This window comes from Streptomyces sp. NPDC054765 (assembly GCF_053612065.1).
On the sequence record NZ_JBSHBP010000021.1, the window covers coordinates 26,956 to 43,892 of the forward strand.

Genomic DNA, 16,937 nt, shown 5'->3' on the forward strand with positions numbered 1-16,937 from the left:
TTCTTTTTTTTATATTCCCCCGGTTTTCGTCCTTCCCGGGGGGCCCCGGGGGGGCCCCGCGCGGGGCCCGGCGGGCGGTGACCGTGGTCACCGCCCGTTCCGCTGCCCTTTGCTAGCCTCGGGAAGCACCCGACGAGACGCGCCGTACCGGGTCATGACAAGACGACGCACCCCTGGTGAAGCTCGTTTCGCGGAGGTGCCCGTCATGGCATGGATCCTGCTCTTGGTCGCCGGCCTGCTGGAGGTCGGCTGGTCGGTCGGCATGAAGTTCACCGACGGCTTCACCCGGCTGTGGCCCAGTGTGTTCACCGGCGCGGGCATCGTGGCCAGCATGCTGCTGCTCTCGTACGCGGCCCGGACCCTGCCGATCGGTACGGCCTACGGGGTGTGGGTGGGCATCGGGGCGGCCGGTGCGGCGCTGGTCGGCATGATGGTGCTCGGCGAGCCGGCCACGGCGGCCCGGATCTTCTTCATCTGCCTGTTGCTCGTGGCGGTGGTCGGCCTCAAGGCGACATCGGGGCACTGACGGTCCGTCCGCACCCGTGCCGGTCGTCTCCCGTACGGCGCTCCTTCCCGTACGGCGCTCCGCGTCCCCTCACCCGCAGGACGTCCCGGTCCGGCATTCCCCTGCGGGGCCACGTCGCTACCCGCTGCCCCACCGCCGCTGCAGCCGCTGCTCCAGGTCGTCGCTCTGGGGCTCCAGGGTCGGGAAGTCGTTGGTGGGTTCGGCGGTCGGGGTGGGCTCGGGCGGGAGCGTGGGGGTGGGCGGTCCGGCGGTCGGCCGGGTCGGGGCGCCGGTGGGCGGCGTGGGGAGGGTGGCGGAGCCGGTCGGGCCGTCGGACGGCGAGCCGGAGGTGCTGGGCGAGGCGGAGTCACTGCCGGACGGCTCGGGGGATGCCGGCTGTGCGCCCTCCTCGACCTGCAGGTCGAAATCGCGGACCGGGCGTCCGTTCAGCGCGGCCGCGGTGTAGTCGGCCCAGATCTGCGCGGGGTAGTCGCCGCCGTTGACCCGGGAGAGTCCTCCCGCGCCGTACAGGGGCTCCTGGGCGGCGCTCTCCGGGTTCTGGCCCAGGACGGCGACGACCGTGGCGAGATCGGGTGTGTAGCCCGCGAACCAGGCGGCCTTGTCGTTCTCCGCGGTGCCGGTCTTGCCGGCCGCGGGCCGCCCGGCGCCCTGGGCGGCGGTGCCGGTGCCGCCGTCGACGACGCTGCGCAGCATCGAGGTGGTGGTGTCGGCGGCCGCGCGCGGGATCGCGGTGGTCTCCTCGCGCTCGGGCAGTTCGACGTCCTCCTCGCTCTTGGTGATCTTGTCGACCAGGGTGTACGGCCGGTGGGTGCCGTGGTGGGCGAGGGTGGCGTAGACCTGGGTCATGGCCAGGACGCTGGGGGTGGCGGTGCCGAGCGAGATCGCGCCCTGGGACGAGGCGAGGCTGGGGGTGTCGGCGGGGATGCCCAGGTCGACGGCGGTGGCCTTGACCTTGCCGGGGCCGACGTCGATGCCCATCTGGGCGTAGACGGCGTTGACGGATTTGTCGGTGGCCTCGGTGACGGTGATCGGGCCGTAGGAGCGGTCGTCCTCGTTGGCGGGCGCGAAGCCGGTGCGGGAGCCGTGACTGACCGTCATCCGCTTGTTGGTGCCGTCGTAGACGGTGTTGGGGGTGATCTGGGCGCCGTCCTGGGTGGTGGAGTTGTTCTGTACGGCGGAGGCGAAGACGATCGGCTTGAAGGTGGAGCCGACCTGGTAGTCGCTGCGGGTGGCGCCGTTGACGAACTGCTTGGCGTAGTCGATGCCGCCGTAGAGGGCGACGACCCGGCCGGTCGCGGGGTCGATGGAGGCGCCGCCGGCCCGGACGTAGCCGTCGACCTTGCGGGAGTTGTCGAGGCGGTCCATCACCCGGGTGTTGACCGCTTTGACGAAGGCGTTCTGGCGCTTCTTGCCGATGGTGGTGGTGATGCGGTAGCCGCCGCCGCGCAGGGTGTCCTCGTCGAGGATCTTGTTGTCGGTGAGGTAGTCCTTGACCGCCTCGACGAGGTAGCCGCGCTGGCCGGACAGCCCCGAGGAGGGCTTGGCGGGCTTCGGCACGGGGAACTCCAGCGCGGCCCGGTCGGCGGCGCCGAGCCAGTTCTTCGTCACCATGCCGTCCAGGACGTAGTTCCAGCGCGCCAGCACCCGGTCGCGGTTGCCGGGGTGGGCGCTGATGTCGTAGGCGCTGGGGGCGTTGAGGAGGGTGGCGAGGTAGGCGCCCTGGGCGAGGGTCAGCTGCTCGGCGTTGCGGCCGTAGTACGACTGGGCCGCGGCCTGGATGCCGTAGGCGTTGCGGCCGTAGTAGCTGGAGTTGAGGTAGCCCTCCAGGATGTTGTCCTTGCTCACCTCGCGGTCCAGCTTGATGGCGATGAAGAACTCCTTGGCCTTGCGGGTGACGGTCTGTTCCTGGCCGAGGTAGTAGTTCTTCACGTACTGCTGGGTGATGGTGGAGCCGGACTGCTTGCCCTTGCCGGTCACGGTGTTCCAGGCGGCGCGGAGCATCGCCGCGGGATCGACCGCGGACTCGGAGTAGAAGTCGCGGTCCTCGGCGGCGAGTACGGCCTGCTGGGCGGACTTCGGGACCTGGCTGAGGGTGACGTTCTGCCGGTTGATCTCGCCGTCGCGGGCCAGCTCGGAGCCGTCGGAGTAGAGATAGATGGTGCTCTGGGCCTTGGCGGCGCTGTTGGCCGGCGGGATGCCGACGAGCAGATAGCCGGCGGCCAGCCCGCCGATGACGAGCAGCAGGAACAGCAGCACGGTGCCCAGCACCATGCGCCAGGTGGGGATGACACGGCGCCAGCCGGTGCGTTGTCCGCTCATATCGGTGTGGACTCCTCGGCCGCCGCCGAAGGTTGTACTGCGGCGGTCGGTGTCGTGTCGGGGGATTCGCGCGGTACGCCGCAAGAGCAACTGCCGCCCGTTGGGAAACTCTCGCATCATGTGCCCCGGTCAGACGGGGTGGCGCGCACCGGAGTCCGCCAGCTGACCGGCTGAACGGCGCCCACGGCTCACCCGAAGCGGTGATAACGCGATGGCGAGCTGTACGCGGGTGGCCGGATCGTGGCGGATACCGGGCGGAGCGGGGGCTTCGGGTGTTCGGCGCTCTAATGTGTCCGTATGACTGAGGACCTCCCTGCATTGCGCGCCTCCGACGCCGACCGTGAGCGGGTCGCCGAGATCCTGCGGGACGCCGTCGCGGAAGGGCGGCTGGCGATGGAGGAGTTCGACGAGCGGCTCGACGCGGCGTACCAGGCCCGTACCTACCGGGAGTTGGAGCCGCTCACCGCCGATCTGCCGGTGGGCGCGGCGGCCCCGGCCCCGGCCCCGGCCCCGCTGTCGCTGCGCAAGGAGAGCGGGGCGCCGGCGCCGTGGGCGGAGCGGATCGTCAGCGGCACGGACGGTTCCGGGGCCGGCATCGCCGTCATGGGCGGCTTCCAGCGCAAGGGCCGGTGGACGATCGGGCGCCGCTTCACGGCGGCCTGCCTCATGGGCGGCGGGGAGATCGATCTGCGCGAGGCGCACTTCGCCGGGCCCGAGGTCGTCATCACCTGCTGGGCGCTCATGGGCGGGGTGAACATCGTGGTGCCGCCGGGCGTCGAGATCGAGGTGCGCGGGCTGGGCATCATGGGCGGCTTCGACTCGCGCGAGGACGGCGTCCCGGGCGAGCCCGGCGCGCCCCGCGTGATCGTCAGGGGCCTGGCGCTGATGGGCGGCGTCGGTGTCGAGCGCAAGGTGCCCAGGGCCGAGAAGCGCCGTCTGAAGGAGGAGCAGCGCCGCGTCAAGGGCGAGCAGCGCCGCCTCGAGGACGGCCCGCGGGGGGAGCTGGACTGAGGCGGCGGCGTCTGCTCCGTTCGCGTCAGAGCGAGGCGGGCGCGGCCAGCTTGAGGTGGGCGAGGTTCACCGTGCCGGCCATCGCCCTGAAGCCCTCGTCGTTCGGGTGGAGATGGTCACCGGAGTCGTAGGAGGGGCGCAGCCGACCCGGCGCCGCGGGGTCGCGCAGTGCCTTGTCGAAGTCCACGACCTCGTCGTAGACGGTGCCGGAGCGGATGATGCGGTTGACCCGTTCGCGGACCGAATTCAGCAGGGTGGAGTAACCGCGGTGCCCCCCGAACGGCGTAAGGGTGCTGCCGGTGACGCGCAGACCGCGGGCGTGCGCCTCGCGGACGAGCTCCCGCATCCCCGCGACGATCTTCTGCGGGTCGAGCTGGCGCGGGGACTTGAACAGGTCGTTCAGCCCGATCTCGACGATCACCGCCTTCACACCGGTCCGCGACAGTGCGTCGCGGTCCAGGCGGGAGAGCACACTCGGCCCGTTGTTGGGGGAGAACCGGGAGCCGTTGACCAGCAGCCGGTTCCCGCTGATGCCCTGGTTGAGGACGCCGTAGCGGGGCGCGCCGGGCTCGTTGCGCAGCCTGGCGGCGAGGAAGTCCGTCCAGCGGTGGTTGGCGCCGGCGGTGGAGGTGATGCCGTCGGTGATCGAGTCGCCGATCGCGACGACCGAGCCGCGGGCCTGGGTGCTCCACACGTCCACACCGGTCAGATAGCGCCAGTACGGGCTCTGCTCGGTGTAGGCGGCGCCGGTGGCGTCCTCGGCGCGGTCGCCGCGCGCCAGGTAGGAGGTCTGCCGGGCGTACGGGTGGTAGGTGGCGGGCCCCGAGGGCGCCGGGGAGTACGTCGTGACCAGCAGGTCCGCGTCGCCCGGCACCTTCAGCCGGGCCGGGTCGCTGGTGACCGCGCCGCCCGCCGGAATGGTCACCGCGGGCTTGCCGCCGAAGGACAGCCGCCGCATGGTGCCGCTCGCGGCCGTGGGGTCGCTGGGGGCCGCGGCCAGCGCGAGGGTGGCATGGCTCACCACCAGCGGGCGGGTGCCGTAGAGGTTGGAGAGCTGGATGCGGACGCCGGAGCCGCCGACGCTGGTGTGCACGACGTTGCGTATCGACATGCCCGCGTAGCCGTTCAGGGTGCCGGGCTCGGCCGCCGCCGCGGCCGCCGACCAGGTGCCGACCCACTGCCCGGAGGCCGCGGGCGCGGCCGGGTCGCGTGGCTTGTGCGAGGAACTGCCCAGCCCGCCGTCGTCGCCGCCGAAGCCGACGAATATCGCGGTCGAGATCAGCACCACCACTGCCGCCAGACCGGCGAGCAGGGAGTAACCCACACTCTTCGTCATGCGGGAGGGGTCTCCTGGGTAAAGCGGAGCGACACGCTCCGGGCGGGCAAGGGCAGCGGATGATCAGCGGCACCGTTGCGGTCCGATCGGTCCCTCATGATCCCACGGACCTCCGGGGTGCCGCCCGGCGCCCCTCGACGCCTTCTGGCATGGACGCGGGGAACTCGTGGTTCGTTCCAGGAGTAGGTCACAGTGGGACACATACGGCCGGACCGCCGGCCGGCGTGCGGAGCAGGACAGTCCGGATGGATGGCGGGGGCACGGTGGGAGCGGTGGAGCGGATGGAACGCACAACAGCGGACATGGCGCCGGACGGGGGACAGGGCCCGGCGCCGGACGGGGGACGGGGCCCGGCGCCGGACGCGACGCCGGTGGCCCGGCCGGCCGAGGCCGGCGGGTTCCCCTACGGCGCCGCCGACGAGGAGCGCCGGCGCGCCGTACGCCGGATGAAGACGCTGGCCACCGGCCTGCTGCTGGCCGTCGCGCTGGTCTATGTGCTGGCGAAATGGGCCGGGGCCTCGGGGGCGGGCGGCTGGACGGGATGTGTCGCGGCGGCGGCGGAGGCCGGGATGGTCGGTGCGCTGGCCGACTGGTTCGCGGTCACCGCACTGTTCAAGCGGCCCATGGGACTGCCGATCCCGCACACCGCCATCATCCCCACCAAGAAGGACCAACTGGGGCAGAGCCTGGGTGACTTCGTCGGGGAGAACTTCCTGTCCGGTGAGGTCATCCGCCGCCGGCTGCGCTCCGTCGGCATCGGCCGCCGGCTCGGCGGCTGGCTCGCCGAGCCCGGCAATGCCGACCGGGTCACCGCCGAGCTGTCCACCGCGCTGCGCGGCGCGCTGACCGTGCTGCGCGACGCCGATGTGCAGGCGGTGGTCGGCGAGGCGATCACCCGCCGGGCCGACGCGGTCGAGATCGCGCCCGGTATCGGCACGATGCTGGAGAAGATCGTCGCCGAGGGCGGCCACAAGCGGGTGGTGGATCTGATCGTCGCCCGTGCCCACGACTGGCTGGTCGAGCACGGTGACTCCGTCATGAGCGCGGTCTCCGGCGGTGCGCCCGGATGGACCCCGCGGTTCGTCGACCGCAAGGTGGGCGACCGGGTCTACAAGGAGCTGATGCGCTTCGTCACCGAGATGCGGGACATGCCCGAGCATCCGGCGCGCGGGGCGGTCGACCGCTTCCTGCGGGACTTCGCGGGCGATCTGCAGTCCGACCCGCAGACCCGGGCCAAGGTCGAGCGGCTGAAGTCCGAGGTGCTGGGGCGTGGTGAGGTGCAGGATCTGATCGCCTCGGCCTGGGGCTCGGTGCGCGCGATGATCGTCGCCGCCGCCGAGGACGAGCGCAGCGAACTGCGGCTGCGGGTGCGGGCGGGGCTGTTGTCCCTGGGCCGGCGGCTGGCCGGCGAGGAGCGGCTGCAGAACAAGGTGGACGGCTGGCTGGAGGGCGCGGCCGTCTACGTGGTGACGACCTATCAGAGCGAGATCACCTCCCTGATCACCGACACCGTCGCCGGCTGGGACGCCGAGCACACCTCGAAGAAGATCGAGGCGCACATCGGCCGTGATCTGCAGTTCATCCGCATCAACGGCACCGTCGTCGGCGCCCTGGCCGGCCTCGCCATCTACGCCGTCTCACAGGCCCTCGGCGGCTGACCCCCGCCCGCGGACCGGACCGTGCGCCGGCTCTGGCGGCTTGCGCCCGCAGGGCTTACGGTGCCCGCGTGCGGGAGCGGATACCGGTAGTCGTACAGGGGCGGCGCACCCGTCGCTCCCGTACCGCGCGGGCGCTGTGGACGGGTGCGGAGCTGGCCGTGACGCTCGGCGCCGTACTCCTGCTGCTCGTCGTCCACCAGCTGTGGTGGACCAACCGCCAGGCGCAGCACGCGGCGCACGACCAGGTGGCCCGGCTGGAGCGGCAGTGGGACGCACGGCCGCCGTCACCCGCCGCGCCCGCAGGGCCCGGTGACGACGGCGCGGCGGCGCAATCCGCGCGAAGCACCCCGCCGCCCCGTACGCCCGCCCACCGCACCGCCGGCCGGCTCCCGCCGCCCGGCCCGGACCTGGCGTACGCCGTCCTGCGCATCCCCCGGATCGGCCTCACCGCCCCCGTCGCCCAGGGCGTCGGCAAGGCCGCGGTCCTCAACAAGGGCTATGTGGGCCACTATCCGCACAGCGCACAGCCCGGTGAGGCGGGCAATGTCGCGCTGGCCGGACACCGCAACACCCACGGCGAGCCGTTCCGCCACCTCGACCGGCTGCGCACCGGCGACACCGTCCTCCTCGACACCGACCGGGCCCGGTACACCTATGTCGTCCGGCGCACCCTGCCGCGGACCACACCCGGCGACGGCACGGTCCTCGCCACGGTCCCGTACAGCAGCGTGCACCCCGCCTACCGCTTCACGGCGCCCGGCGCCTATCTGACCCTGACGACCTGTACGCCGGAGTACACCTCCACCTACCGGCTGGTGGTCTGGGGTGTGTTGCGGTCGGCACAGTCACGGTGAGGGCGGCGGTGCGTCACCTGAGGGCTTGCCGGAATCAAGGTGTTGCTTCCCGGCAAGCCCTTAGGCTCTCGCCCCATGCGAAACGAGTCCTCCGGAGGGCGATCCCCGGGTTCGAGAAAGCGTCCCGCGCTGCTGTGGCTGCTGCTGCCGTATGTGCTGTTCCTGGCGGTGCTGCCGCTGGTGAACCGGGTGACGCCCACCGTGCTGGGTCTGCCGTTCCTGTTCTTCTGGATGCTGGTGGCGACGCTGGCGACACCGCTGTCGGTGTGGCTGGCGCGGCGCGGTGACATCGAGCGGGGCCGGCGGTGAACGCCGTGGTTTCCACCGCGGTCTTCGGCGGCTTCATGGTGCTCACGGTCGCCCTCGGCCTGTTCGCGGTGCGCGGCCGCGGCACCGGTGGGGGCCTTGCCGAGTGGTCGGTCGGCGGCCGGAGCCTGGGGCCCGTCTTCATCTGGGTGCTGATGGCCGGTGAGAGCTATACGAGCTTCAGCTACCTCGGCGCGGCCGGCTGGGGCTACCACTCCGGCGCCCCGGTCCTCTATGTGCTGGCCTACATGTCCTGCGGCTATGCGCTCGGTTATGTCGTCGGGCCGATGCTGTGGGCCTACGCCCGCCGGCACGATCTGGTCGGCATCACCGACATGGTCGCGCACCGCTACCGCTCGCCCCGGCTCGGCGCCGCCGTCGCCCTGCTGGCCACCGTCTGCCTGCTGCCGTACATCCAGCTGCAGATCACCGGCATGGGCGTGGTCGTCTCCACCATTTCCTACGGTGCCATCAGCCTCAACTGGGCGTATTTCATAGCCTTCGCCGTCACCACCGGCTTTGTCGTGGTCAGCGGGCTGCGCGGCAGCGCCCGGGTGTCGGTGCTCAAGGACGTCCTGGTCATCGCCACCCTCGGCTTCCTCGCGGTCTATCTGCCGCTGCACCACTTCGGCGGCTACGGGCCCCTCCTGCACCGGCTCGTCGCCGAGAAGCCGCAGTGGCTGACCTTCCCCGGCCATGCGTCGGGCGGACTGGGCATGGTCTGGTTCGCCACCACCACCGTCGTCAACTCCCTCACGGTGGTGGTCTTCCCGACGACCGTGGCGGGTTATCTGGGTGCCCGCAGCGCCGATGCGCTGCGCCGCAACGCCCTGTACCTCCCGTTCTACAACGTGCTGTTGTTCGTGCCGGTGCTGCTGGGGATGGCGGCGCTCTTCGTGGTGCCCGGACTGGTGGGCGCGGACTCCGATCTCGCGCTCTTCACCATGGTGGTGGACTCCCTTCCGGCCTGGGCCGTGGGGCTGATCGGGGTGGCCGCCGCGCTCTCCTCCATCGTGCCGATGGCCGTGTTCATGCTGGTCATCGGCACGATGTGGGGGAGGAGCGTGCTGGGCGCGCTGCCGCGTCCGGGCGGCGGGGCAGCCGGGGAGGCTTCCGGGGAGGGACGGTGGCGGGCGGTGGCGGGCGGGCGTCAGAAGCTGTGGTCGCAGCTGGTCGTGGTGGTGGCCGGCGCGCTGGCGCTGCTGCTGACCTACACCGCCCCCGACACCCTCGTCCGGCTGTCCTTGATTTCGTACGAGGGCATGGCACAGCTCGTGCCGATGCTGCTGCTGGGGCTGGTGTGGCGGCGGCTGACGCGGTGCGCCGCGGTGAGCGGCCTGGTGGCGGGCTGTGCGCTCGTCTGTGTCCTGGTCTTCGGGGGACACGACCCGCTCTGGGGGATGAACGCGGGGATCGTCGCTCTCGCCGTGAATGTGGCGGTGGCGCTCGTGGTCACCTGGCGGGGGCCGCGCGATACGGACGGGAGGCCGGATGCCGAAGTGCTGGCGCTGGACGACGAGTTCCCCCGGGAGGGTGCGTTGCCGCGGGGCGCGGCGGTCAGCCGGCCGGCGGCGTCGTGATCTTCTTGCCCTCCTTGGAGACCGCGAACCACAGGCCCATCTTGCCCTGGCCGTTGATGTCACCGGGCTGCTTGTCGCCGGTGAACCAGTACACCGGCCAGCAGTCGACGGCCAGTTGACGGGTGCCGTCGGGGCGGGTGACGGTGGAGATGAGCTTGGGGGCGATGCCGTTGAGCTTGGAGCGGTCGGCGGGCTTGGCGGGCTTCCAGGTGTCCAGGCAGGCGTCGTTGCAGCCGAACTTCATCGGCCAGGCGCTGTCCTTGTTGAAGCGGTAGAGAGTGCGGCCCATGCCGTCGACGAGGAGGGAGCCGAGCTGGGGCTGGTTGAGCACCGAGACGTCGCCGGGCTTCTGGGCGCCGGCCTTCTTGCCGTCGGCGGCCAGCGCGTTCCAGGTGCCGCCCACGCCCTGGCCCTTGGTGTCGCCGGGCTGGGTGTCCTTGGCGAAGCGGTAGGCGGGCCAGCCGCCGATGGTGAGCTGCTTGGTGCCGTCGGCGCGGGTGACCGACCCCAGCTTGCTCTTGTCGATACCGGCCGGGGCACTGGCGCCGTCGGCGGGGACCACCGGCCAGGCCGTGGCGCAGGAGCCGGAGCAGTTGGACCTGGACGGCTCCGCGGTGTCCTTGTCGAAGCGGTAGAGGGTCATGCCCTTGGAGTCGGTCACGACCGGGCCGAGCTCGGCGTCCTGATGCAGGGCCAGCGTCCCGGCGCTGGGCGCGGCCTGCGGGGCATTGCCGCTGTCGCCGCCCGCCTGGCCGCCGCCGCTGCCGTCGTCGCCGCTGCCGGAGGAGCCGTAGCCGTAGTTGCTGGTGCCCTGGCCGGCCGGCTGGACATTGTCGGTGGCGGGGGTGCCGGCGCTCTGGTTGCCGCTGCTGCCGCAGGCGGCGGTCAGGGCCAGGGTGGCGAGGGCCGTGGCCGCGAGACCCGCACGACGTCGAGTGCTCATGATGTCTCCTCTGTCGGGTGGTGATTGCGTCGCTTGCTGAGGTGGTGACTGAGAGGGCGGCCCGGGTGCCGTGAGGGCCCGGGGCCCCGGCGGGGTGCCGTCGCCGGGGGAATACGCGCTACGGGGTGCCGGGCGTTCAACGGAGCCGAAAAATTTTCTCCGCGGGCAAAAACCCTGCCCGGCACCTCAGTTGCCGGCCTGCACCCGCAGTGCGAGTGCCGGGCAGCGGCGCACCGCGAGCTGCGCACGGCGCCGCATCCGGGCCGGCAGCGGCATACTGGCCTTCTCCGGATAGCCGTCCGGGCCCAGCTTGATGATGCCGGGCACCACGTCCGCGCACAGGCCGTGGCCGCGGCACAGCGTCCAGTCGACCAGCAGCCGTTCCTGCGGGGGCGCCGCGGACCGGGACGGGGCGGGTGCCGGGGCGGGGACGGTGGACGGCAGCGGGCTGCTCCCGGTGACCGGCAGTGCTCCGGTCACCGGGCGGCCGCATCCGAACCCCTGCGCATGGCGCTCGAACTCCTCGGGGAAGGCGGCGAGGGCCGAGGCGACAAAGCGCGAGGTGCCGTCCGGATGACTGCAGGCGCCGCGCTTCTCGACCGCCCGCATCCGCGTCTGTACGGCTTCCAGGGCGCCGGAGCCGCCGCCCCGGACGGCGCGGTCGAGCTGGTCGGCGAGCGCGGGCAGGCCCAGCACACAGGGACCGCACTGGCCGGCCGATTCGGCACCCATCCACTGGGCGACGCGTACCGTCTCGCCGGCGGGGCAGGTGTCGTACGGCAGCGGCAGCACGGCTCCGGCACCGAGCACCGCGTGGTACTCGGCCAGCGACTCCTTCGACAGCGTCGCGGTCAGCGCGTCGGTGGGCGACACGAACGTGCCGTGGTAGCCGCCGATCAGCACGCCCTGGCCCTGGTCCATGCCGCACAGCGCCAGGACGCGGGCCAGCGGTGCCCCGTAGGGCACCTCCACCACCCGGCTGCCGGCGACCGTCAGCAGCAGCGTGCCGGGCTCCGTGGGCAGGCCCGCGGTGCGGTAGCCGAGCGCGCCGAGCCGGGCGGCCACGGCGAGCTGGGCGTAGGTCTCGGTGTTGGACAGCAGCGTCGGCACACCGTTCAGACCGCGCTCGCTGGAGCGGATCTTGCGGCCGGAGGGGAGGCCCGCGCCGCCGCCCAGGCCGTTGGTCATGGCGGAGCCCTCGCCGGTGACGAACCGTTCGGTCAGCAGGGTGACCCGTAAAGCCGGCCGCACCGGGCCGCGTTCGGCGATCGCCCGGCGCAGCGAATCCTCGACGTCCCGGCGGGTCACGCCGATGGCGACCTCCTGTGCCCCGAGCGCATCGGCGGCCAGCAGGGCGCCGTCGATCACCAGATGCGGGGCGTGCAGCAGCATCGCGGTGTCCTTGAGGCAACTGGGCTCGCCCTCACTGCCGTTGACGACCACCGCGCCCTTGCCGTCGGCGCGCGCCATCCCGTCCATGACGGCCGTCAGCTTGCGGGCGAAGGGGAAGCCCGCACCGCCGCGGCCGCGCAGATCGATGTCCTCGGCCAGCGCCACCAGCTCCGTGGAGGTCAGCTGGGGCAGGCTGCCGTGCCGGGACAGATGCGCCACCCGGTCCATGCGCGGCATCTCGTCGAGCCCGGCCAGCAGCCGGGGCGGACCGAAGGACGCCAGCGTCGGTACGGGCTCCGGGCCGGCGACGGCCGGGAGCAGGCGGGTGGGAGCAGGGGCGGTCATGGGAGTTCTCCTGTGTTCCTGCGGGAGTCGCGCAGGCGCAGCGCGAGTCGTACGGCCACCGCGACAAGGCAGATGGCATAGCCGATGAGGGCGTAGCCGGCCGCGGCGCGGCCCGCCCTGAGGCCGTGCACCAGGGCCAGTCCCCAGGCGGCGTACGCGCTCATGTGAAGCCCTCGCCACCACCGGGAGGCGGTGACGCCGGTGAACGCGCCGCGCACCGCACCGGTCACCGCGACGGAGACGAACACGTAGGCGGCGAGGGTGCCGAGGCCGATGAGGCCGGGCCGGGCGCCGTCGGCGAAGGGCACCGCGGCGGCCGTCGCATCGGTGTGGCCCTCAGCGATTTTGACCCAGATGTGCAGGCCGAGGAAGCCGAGGCCGGCGACGCCGGTCCCGCGGTGCACGGCCTGGGCGAGCAGCCGGTGGCCGGAGTGCAGCACCATCCGGTCGGTGGCGGCCAGGCCCCACAGCACGGTGACCGACAGGGAGACCAGCGCGAGCACCCCGGCGCCGAAGTCGAGGAAGTTCAGCAGGCCGTCCATCGCGCCGGCGTGCATCATGACGGCGAGGAAGAGCAGCAGCGCGGCCGGAAGTGCCGGACGCAGTACGGCAGTTCCGGCGAAGCCGCCGGCCGGTCGGCGGGCCGGCGGCCCGGGTTCGTGCGGAGGGCGCCGGGGGCGGGACGAAGTGGGCGAGGGCCGGGCACGGTGTGCTGCGCGGCGGCTCTGCAAACGCGGTGCGGACATCGGACCTCCCGGTGTCAGGGCACGGGTGCGGGATGCGAATTTCGATGAAATCTCCCGGGGGTGCTATTTGCCCGGGGCTTTTGTTCCGGTGACCCCCGGTAACACTAAACATTCTGTGACCGGGTGGATACGCAGGGCCGTAATCCGGATGTGTAAAAGCATCTCCGAGCGCGTTCAGGCTTTCGTAAGCTTTATCGCGCTGTGACAAATTCCTGCACTGGCATCGCGGTCCCGCGGGGTGACTCCGGATGATGCCGACTCAGGCGCCCGGGGGGCGCCAATCCCCAGTAATAGCCGCATCCCCGCCAGGATCGAGGTAGCGATGTGTGATCTCCTGAACCGCATCTGGTCGCGTCCCCGAGGCGAGTGGAACCGGGTAGTCAGAAATGAACTACCGGATCTCGCCGAGAAGTTGGTCGCGGAGTTGCAACGCGGATTTCCCGCATTGTCCGCACTTCTCGGGGATACTCCCGTAGAAGAGGCACATTGGGCGCTTGAACAGGCCTTGCTGACAGTTCTTGGGTACCAAAAAGAGTCGGAGAGTAAACCTCGGGCACTGCCGTCCGTTGTCACTCCGATGCCCGTGGCACGGGCCCGCCAGGACCTGTTCGATGTGCTCGCCGGACAACGGGAACTGCCGGACGAAGGCCTGGCCGAACTGGCCCGCGCGGCCGGCTGGCCGGTCCCCGACACCCTCCAGGCCGTCGTGCTCGCCACGCCCGCCGAGGCGGCCCAGCTCGCCGCGGCGCTCGGGCATGCGCTCATCGGCTCCGTCGACGGCTACACCTGTCTGTTCGTCCCCGACCCGGCCACCCAGACCCGGGCCCGCCTGGAGGCGGCGCTCAAGGGCCGGCCGGCCGCGGTCGGACACGTCGTACCGGCCACCGACACCGCGTCCTCGCTGCGTTGGGCCCGCTATCTGCTCACGCTGGCCCCGGGCCGGGTCGGCCCGGAGTCGCGGCCCGCGTTCGTCGACGACCATCTCTCGGCGCTCCTGCTGCTCCAGGACGAGTCCCTGGCGGACGCGCTGACCTCCCGCTGGCTCGGCCCGCTGGAGGAGCTGACGCCCCGGCAGAGCGAGCGGCTGGAAGTCACGCTGCTGGCGTGGCTGGAGGGCGGCGGTGCGCCGGAGGCGGCCAAGCTGCTGCATGTGCACCCCCAGACGGTCCGCTACCGCCTGCGCCAGATCGAGAAGCTCTTCGGCCCGGTGCTGCGTGATCCGCGTACCCGCTTCGAGCTTGAGATGGCGCTGCGCAGCCGCCGGCTGATGGCGCATGTGCGCAGCTACCGCGCACGGGCCGGCCGCCGGGCGCGGGCCGTCGCCTCGTCCATACGCCCGCTGGGCGTGGCCCGTGAGGCCCGCGTCAACGGTCTTTGAAGGACCGACGGTTGACCCCTCCTGCCCCTTGAGCTGACGGCCGGCCGGTACGGCGGAAGCCTTCCGGTACACCGACAGCCCACCGGCGCGAAGCGGCGGCCCCGACCCCCGGGAATCCGGGTCGGGGCCGCCGCGTTGTCATGGCCCAAGGGGCCCGCATGCCCCTTAGGGGATTTCCCCCCCAAGGGGCTGCCGCGGTCCTCAGGTGCAGTTGCGGCCGCCGTTGATGCAGTCGACCGCCTTGCTCATCAGCTGGTCCGACATCACGTTGATGAAGTCACCGTGGTCGGTCACCGGTTTGTGCAGCTGCTCGGGGAAGCTGTCCACCGCGAAGCTGTCGCCCTGCGGGACGTCGTAGGTGATGCGTTCGACGAGCTGCGGGATCGCGGTGAAGTTGTCGGGGCAGTTGCCGTTCTGGTCGGAGAAGGCCACATGGTCGCGGTGGTTTCCGCTGTCGGTGCTCTGGCCGTCCCAGCAGTTCTGGAAGGCGAAGGTGCGCACGACCTGCGAGCCGTTCGGGCACAGCGGGTACTTGTCCTTGAGCTGGCGGTCCTCGAAACCGGTGCAGCTCCAGGAGGCGTTGGCGTTCTTGGTGCCGTTGGTGAACGCCTTGGCGTCGCCGGTGATGATCCGCAGGAAGCGCGGCATCGCCCGGACCTGGCCGGCCTGGCTGCCGCGGTAGGTGAGGGTCGCTGAGGCCGGGGTCAGCACCGAGCCGACATTGGCGTCCTGTGCCGCGCCCGGCTTCTGCTCCGCGCTCCCGTCCAGCTTGCGCAGCACCGGCCAGTAGTAGGTCGACTGGTCGCCGTTGGTGCAGGTGGTGTCGGAGGCGGCCAGGGACTGATCGGTGGAGGATCCGTCGGTGGTTTTGTTGCCGACGTAGTCGTGGGTGTGGTGGGCGCCGTTGCTGACGCCCGGGGTCACGATGACGTTGTCGGAGTTGAAGTGGCCGTCCTCATTGCGGCCGCACTCGGTGGTGAAGGTGCCCGTCGTGGCGTTGCCCCCCTTGGGGGCGGCGAACGGCGGGGCGCCCGCGTCCGGCTGGACGGTGGTGATGTCGACGAAGTCATCGGGGGAGGGACCGCCGGCCTGGCCCTGCTGGCCCTGACCTTGGTCCTGGCCCTGCTGGCCCTGCTGGCCCTGTCCCGGGTCCTGGCCCTGGGGCTGCCCCGTGGCCTGCCCCGTGGTCTGGCCCGTGGTCTGGTTCTGCCCCTGGTACCAGCCGTCCTTCACGGACTTCGTGGCGTCGTTGCCGCCCGCGCCGGCGCCCTCGTTCACGGGCTTGGTGGTGCAGCCGCTCATCTTCAGCAGGTAGCCCGGCCGCTTCGTGTTCTTGGCGATCGCGCTGACCATCATGGTGAGGGTCTTCTGCCGCTGTGCCTTGAGCGGGGCCAGGACGGCGGATCCGCTGCCGCCCATCATCTTGTGGTACGCGTCGTGCACCTGCCGGTCGAGCGAGGACAGCCCCTTGGAGACCGAGAGCTGGGCGCTGTGCGGGACGGTGCGCAGCCGTTCGCCCACATCGGGGCAGGAGATGGTGAGGGCGGACACCGTGTGCTGATGGCCGGCCGTCGCCCCCGGTGTGTTGTTGCCGGCCAGCGCCGTGGTGGCGTACGCGGCCAGTCCGCCGCCGCCCAGCAGGAGGGCGGTGGCGCCGATGAGCATTCTGTTCGTCAAACGCGAGCGTTTATGGGCTTGTTGCCGTTGCCTCATGAGATCACTTCGCTTCGTCCGGTGTGAGGGGTGTCGTCCTGTTGTGGTTCACAGAGGGTTCGGTGGGCGCATCCGTAAGGGGCTCCGTAAGGGGCTCCGTAAGGGGCACCTGCGCCCGGTCAGCTGGTGTGCAGGGTGTTGAAGTCGACCCGGCCGGTGTGCTCCAGCGCCGTGATGTGGTCCAGCACGACGTCGTTGGCGCGGTCCGCCAGGGCGCGCACCATCGTGTTCTTGGTCTGGTCACGGACCATGGCCACCAGCCCGAAGACCTTGCCGTGGGCCCGGCGCAGCAGCTCCGCGAACAGCGGGTCGAAGTCCTTGCCCTGGGCGGCGTTGAGCTGGCCGAGCCAGCCTTGCTGGGCGGCGTTGGGCTCAGTGGGCAGGTCGACGCCCAGCGCCCGCCCGGCCTCCTCCGCCCGCCGGTTCAACTCGGTGTGTCCCGCCACGAGATGGTTGCCGGCCGAGCGGACGGCGGTGGTCGTCCCACGCTGCTGCGCCATCCGGCCCGAGGGCAGCTCCCACAGTCCGGCCAGCTTGACCTTGCGTACGAAGTCCCGGTCCATCGCGGTGAGCGGACCGTAGCGGGTGTTGACCGTACCGCCGCCGTCGTCGTCGTAGCCGACGGTGTTGGTCGCCGCGGCCGCGGACTCGCCGAAGAGCTGGACGGGCAGCAGCAGCGCCGCGAGCGTGGCCACGAGCGCGGCTACCACCAGTCCGGTGGCGATGGTCCGCCCGGATGTTGCGGAATTGCTGAGGATCGACCGCACACGGCCTCCCGGGTCGTCACGACTGGAATGCCACCGGACGCTAAGTGCCGCACCGGGCCCGCG

14 protein-coding genes and 1 riboswitch are annotated in these 16,937 nt (G+C 71.7%); of the genes, 7 read left to right on the forward strand and 7 right to left on the reverse strand.

Features of this window, described 5'->3' with window-relative positions; translation table 11 throughout:
* Positions 1–111 precede the first annotated feature (111 nt).
* Positions 112–172, forward strand: a riboswitch (guanidine-III (ykkC-III) riboswitch).
* 33 nt (positions 173–205) lie between these two features.
* Positions 206–526 (forward strand): DMT family transporter, encoded by a 321-nt coding sequence (locus ACWGJY_RS15970; protein WP_453261403.1) that lies wholly within the window; start codon positions 206–208, stop codon positions 524–526.
* A gap of 117 nt (positions 527–643) precedes the next feature.
* Here ACWGJY_RS15970 and ACWGJY_RS15975 read toward each other — a convergent pair whose 3' ends face one another.
* Positions 644–2,845, reverse strand: coding sequence for a transglycosylase domain-containing protein (locus ACWGJY_RS15975; RefSeq protein WP_453261404.1), 2,202 nt, complete (start codon positions 2,843–2,845; stop codon positions 644–646).
* 297 nt (positions 2,846–3,142) lie between these two features.
* Between ACWGJY_RS15975 and ACWGJY_RS15980 the strand changes: the two genes are divergently transcribed.
* Positions 3,143–3,856, forward strand: a complete 714-nt coding sequence (locus ACWGJY_RS15980; protein WP_453261405.1) for a DUF1707 SHOCT-like domain-containing protein — start codon at positions 3,143–3,145, stop codon at positions 3,854–3,856.
* A 25-nt stretch (positions 3,857–3,881) separates the two neighbouring features.
* Here ACWGJY_RS15980 and ACWGJY_RS15985 read toward each other — a convergent pair whose 3' ends face one another.
* Positions 3,882–5,192: an SGNH/GDSL hydrolase family protein gene (locus tag ACWGJY_RS15985; RefSeq protein ID WP_453261406.1), complete on the reverse strand. Its 1,311-nt coding sequence runs from the start codon at positions 5,190–5,192 to the stop codon at positions 3,882–3,884.
* Positions 5,193–5,473: 281 nt separating this feature from the next.
* Here ACWGJY_RS15985 and ACWGJY_RS15990 point away from each other — a divergent pair, with 281 nt between their 5' ends.
* The 4 genes from ACWGJY_RS15990 to ACWGJY_RS16005 all read left to right on the forward strand — a co-directional run bounded on the left by ACWGJY_RS15990 (position 5,474) and on the right by ACWGJY_RS16005 (position 9,590).
* Positions 5,474–6,850: a DUF445 domain-containing protein gene (locus ACWGJY_RS15990; protein ID WP_453261407.1), complete on the forward strand. Its 1,377-nt coding sequence runs from the start codon at positions 5,474–5,476 to the stop codon at positions 6,848–6,850.
* 68 nt (positions 6,851–6,918) lie between these two features.
* Positions 6,919–7,704, forward strand: coding sequence for a class E sortase (locus ACWGJY_RS15995; RefSeq protein ID WP_453261408.1), 786 nt, complete (start codon positions 6,919–6,921; stop codon positions 7,702–7,704).
* Positions 7,705–7,779: 75 nt separating this feature from the next.
* Positions 7,780–8,013 carry a DUF3311 domain-containing protein gene (locus ACWGJY_RS16000; protein WP_453261409.1) on the forward strand — a complete coding sequence of 78 codons (234 nt, stop codon included), beginning with the start codon at positions 7,780–7,782 and terminating at the stop codon, positions 8,011–8,013.
* Positions 8,010–9,590, forward strand: a complete 1,581-nt coding sequence (locus ACWGJY_RS16005; RefSeq protein WP_453261410.1) for a sodium:solute symporter family protein — start codon at positions 8,010–8,012, stop codon at positions 9,588–9,590. The genes ACWGJY_RS16000 and ACWGJY_RS16005 overlap by 4 nt, the downstream gene beginning before the upstream one ends.
* Here the strand turns inward: ACWGJY_RS16005 and ACWGJY_RS16010 are convergent.
* The 3 genes from ACWGJY_RS16010 to ACWGJY_RS16020 form a co-directional block, all read right to left on the reverse strand.
* Positions 9,568–10,533 carry an SCO0930 family lipoprotein gene (locus ACWGJY_RS16010; protein ID WP_453261411.1) on the reverse strand — a complete coding sequence of 322 codons (966 nt, stop codon included), beginning with the start codon at positions 10,531–10,533 and terminating at the stop codon, positions 9,568–9,570. The two genes, ACWGJY_RS16005 and ACWGJY_RS16010, sit on opposite strands and share 23 nt — an antisense overlap.
* A gap of 186 nt (positions 10,534–10,719) precedes the next feature.
* The gene (locus tag ACWGJY_RS16015; RefSeq protein ID WP_453261412.1) at positions 10,720–12,270 is read right to left on the reverse strand and encodes an NADH-ubiquinone oxidoreductase-F iron-sulfur binding region domain-containing protein; all 1,551 of its coding nucleotides are present in this window, start codon (positions 12,268–12,270) and stop codon (positions 10,720–10,722) included.
* Entirely contained in the window at positions 12,267–13,016 is a 750-nt protein-coding gene (locus ACWGJY_RS16020) for a hypothetical protein (protein ID WP_453261413.1), read from the reverse strand. Before ACWGJY_RS16020 ends, ACWGJY_RS16015 begins: the two co-directional genes overlap by 4 nt.
* A gap of 577 nt (positions 13,017–13,593) precedes the next feature.
* On the opposite strand from ACWGJY_RS16020, the gene ACWGJY_RS16025 reads away from it, so the two are divergent.
* Positions 13,594–14,394, forward strand: a complete 801-nt coding sequence (locus tag ACWGJY_RS16025; protein WP_453261414.1) for a PucR family transcriptional regulator — start codon at positions 13,594–13,596, stop codon at positions 14,392–14,394.
* Positions 14,395–14,595: 201 nt separating this feature from the next.
* Here the strand turns inward: ACWGJY_RS16025 and ACWGJY_RS16030 are convergent, their stop codons facing one another.
* On the reverse strand, positions 14,596–16,059 hold the full coding sequence (locus ACWGJY_RS16030; protein ID WP_453261466.1) for a DUF1996 domain-containing protein: 1,464 nt from the start codon (positions 16,057–16,059) through the stop codon (positions 14,596–14,598).
* A gap of 167 nt (positions 16,060–16,226) precedes the next feature.
* Positions 16,227–16,874 (reverse strand): DUF4142 domain-containing protein, encoded by a 648-nt coding sequence (locus tag ACWGJY_RS16035; protein ID WP_453261415.1) that lies wholly within the window; start codon positions 16,872–16,874, stop codon positions 16,227–16,229.
* Positions 16,875–16,937 lie beyond the last annotated feature (63 nt).

What these genes read in the sequence shown, in the direction of transcription:
- ACWGJY_RS15970 (WP_453261403.1), top strand. Translation starts at nt 206, where the DNA reads ATGGCATGGATCCTGCTCTTGGTCGCCGGCCTGCTGGAGGTCGGCTGG.
- ACWGJY_RS15975 (WP_453261404.1), bottom strand. Translation starts at nt 2,845, where the DNA reads ATGAGCGGACAACGCACCGGCTGGCGCCGTGTCATCCCCACCTGGCGC.
- ACWGJY_RS15980 (WP_453261405.1), top strand. Translation starts at nt 3,143, where the DNA reads ATGACTGAGGACCTCCCTGCATTGCGCGCCTCCGACGCCGACCGTGAG.
- ACWGJY_RS15985 (WP_453261406.1), bottom strand. Translation starts at nt 5,192, where the DNA reads ATGACGAAGAGTGTGGGTTACTCCCTGCTCGCCGGTCTGGCGGCAGTG.
- ACWGJY_RS15990 (WP_453261407.1), top strand. Translation starts at nt 5,474, where the DNA reads ATGGAACGCACAACAGCGGACATGGCGCCGGACGGGGGACAGGGCCCG.
- ACWGJY_RS16000 (WP_453261409.1), top strand. Translation starts at nt 7,780, where the DNA reads ATGCGAAACGAGTCCTCCGGAGGGCGATCCCCGGGTTCGAGAAAGCGT.
- ACWGJY_RS16010 (WP_453261411.1), bottom strand. Translation starts at nt 10,533, where the DNA reads ATGAGCACTCGACGTCGTGCGGGTCTCGCGGCCACGGCCCTCGCCACC.
- ACWGJY_RS16015 (WP_453261412.1), bottom strand. Translation starts at nt 12,270, where the DNA reads ATGACCGCCCCTGCTCCCACCCGCCTGCTCCCGGCCGTCGCCGGCCCG.
- ACWGJY_RS16020 (WP_453261413.1), bottom strand. Translation starts at nt 13,016, where the DNA reads ATGTCCGCACCGCGTTTGCAGAGCCGCCGCGCAGCACACCGTGCCCGG.
- ACWGJY_RS16025 (WP_453261414.1), top strand. Translation starts at nt 13,594, where the DNA reads ATGCCCGTGGCACGGGCCCGCCAGGACCTGTTCGATGTGCTCGCCGGA.
- ACWGJY_RS16030 (WP_453261466.1), bottom strand. Translation starts at nt 16,059, where the DNA reads ATGCTCATCGGCGCCACCGCCCTCCTGCTGGGCGGCGGCGGACTGGCC.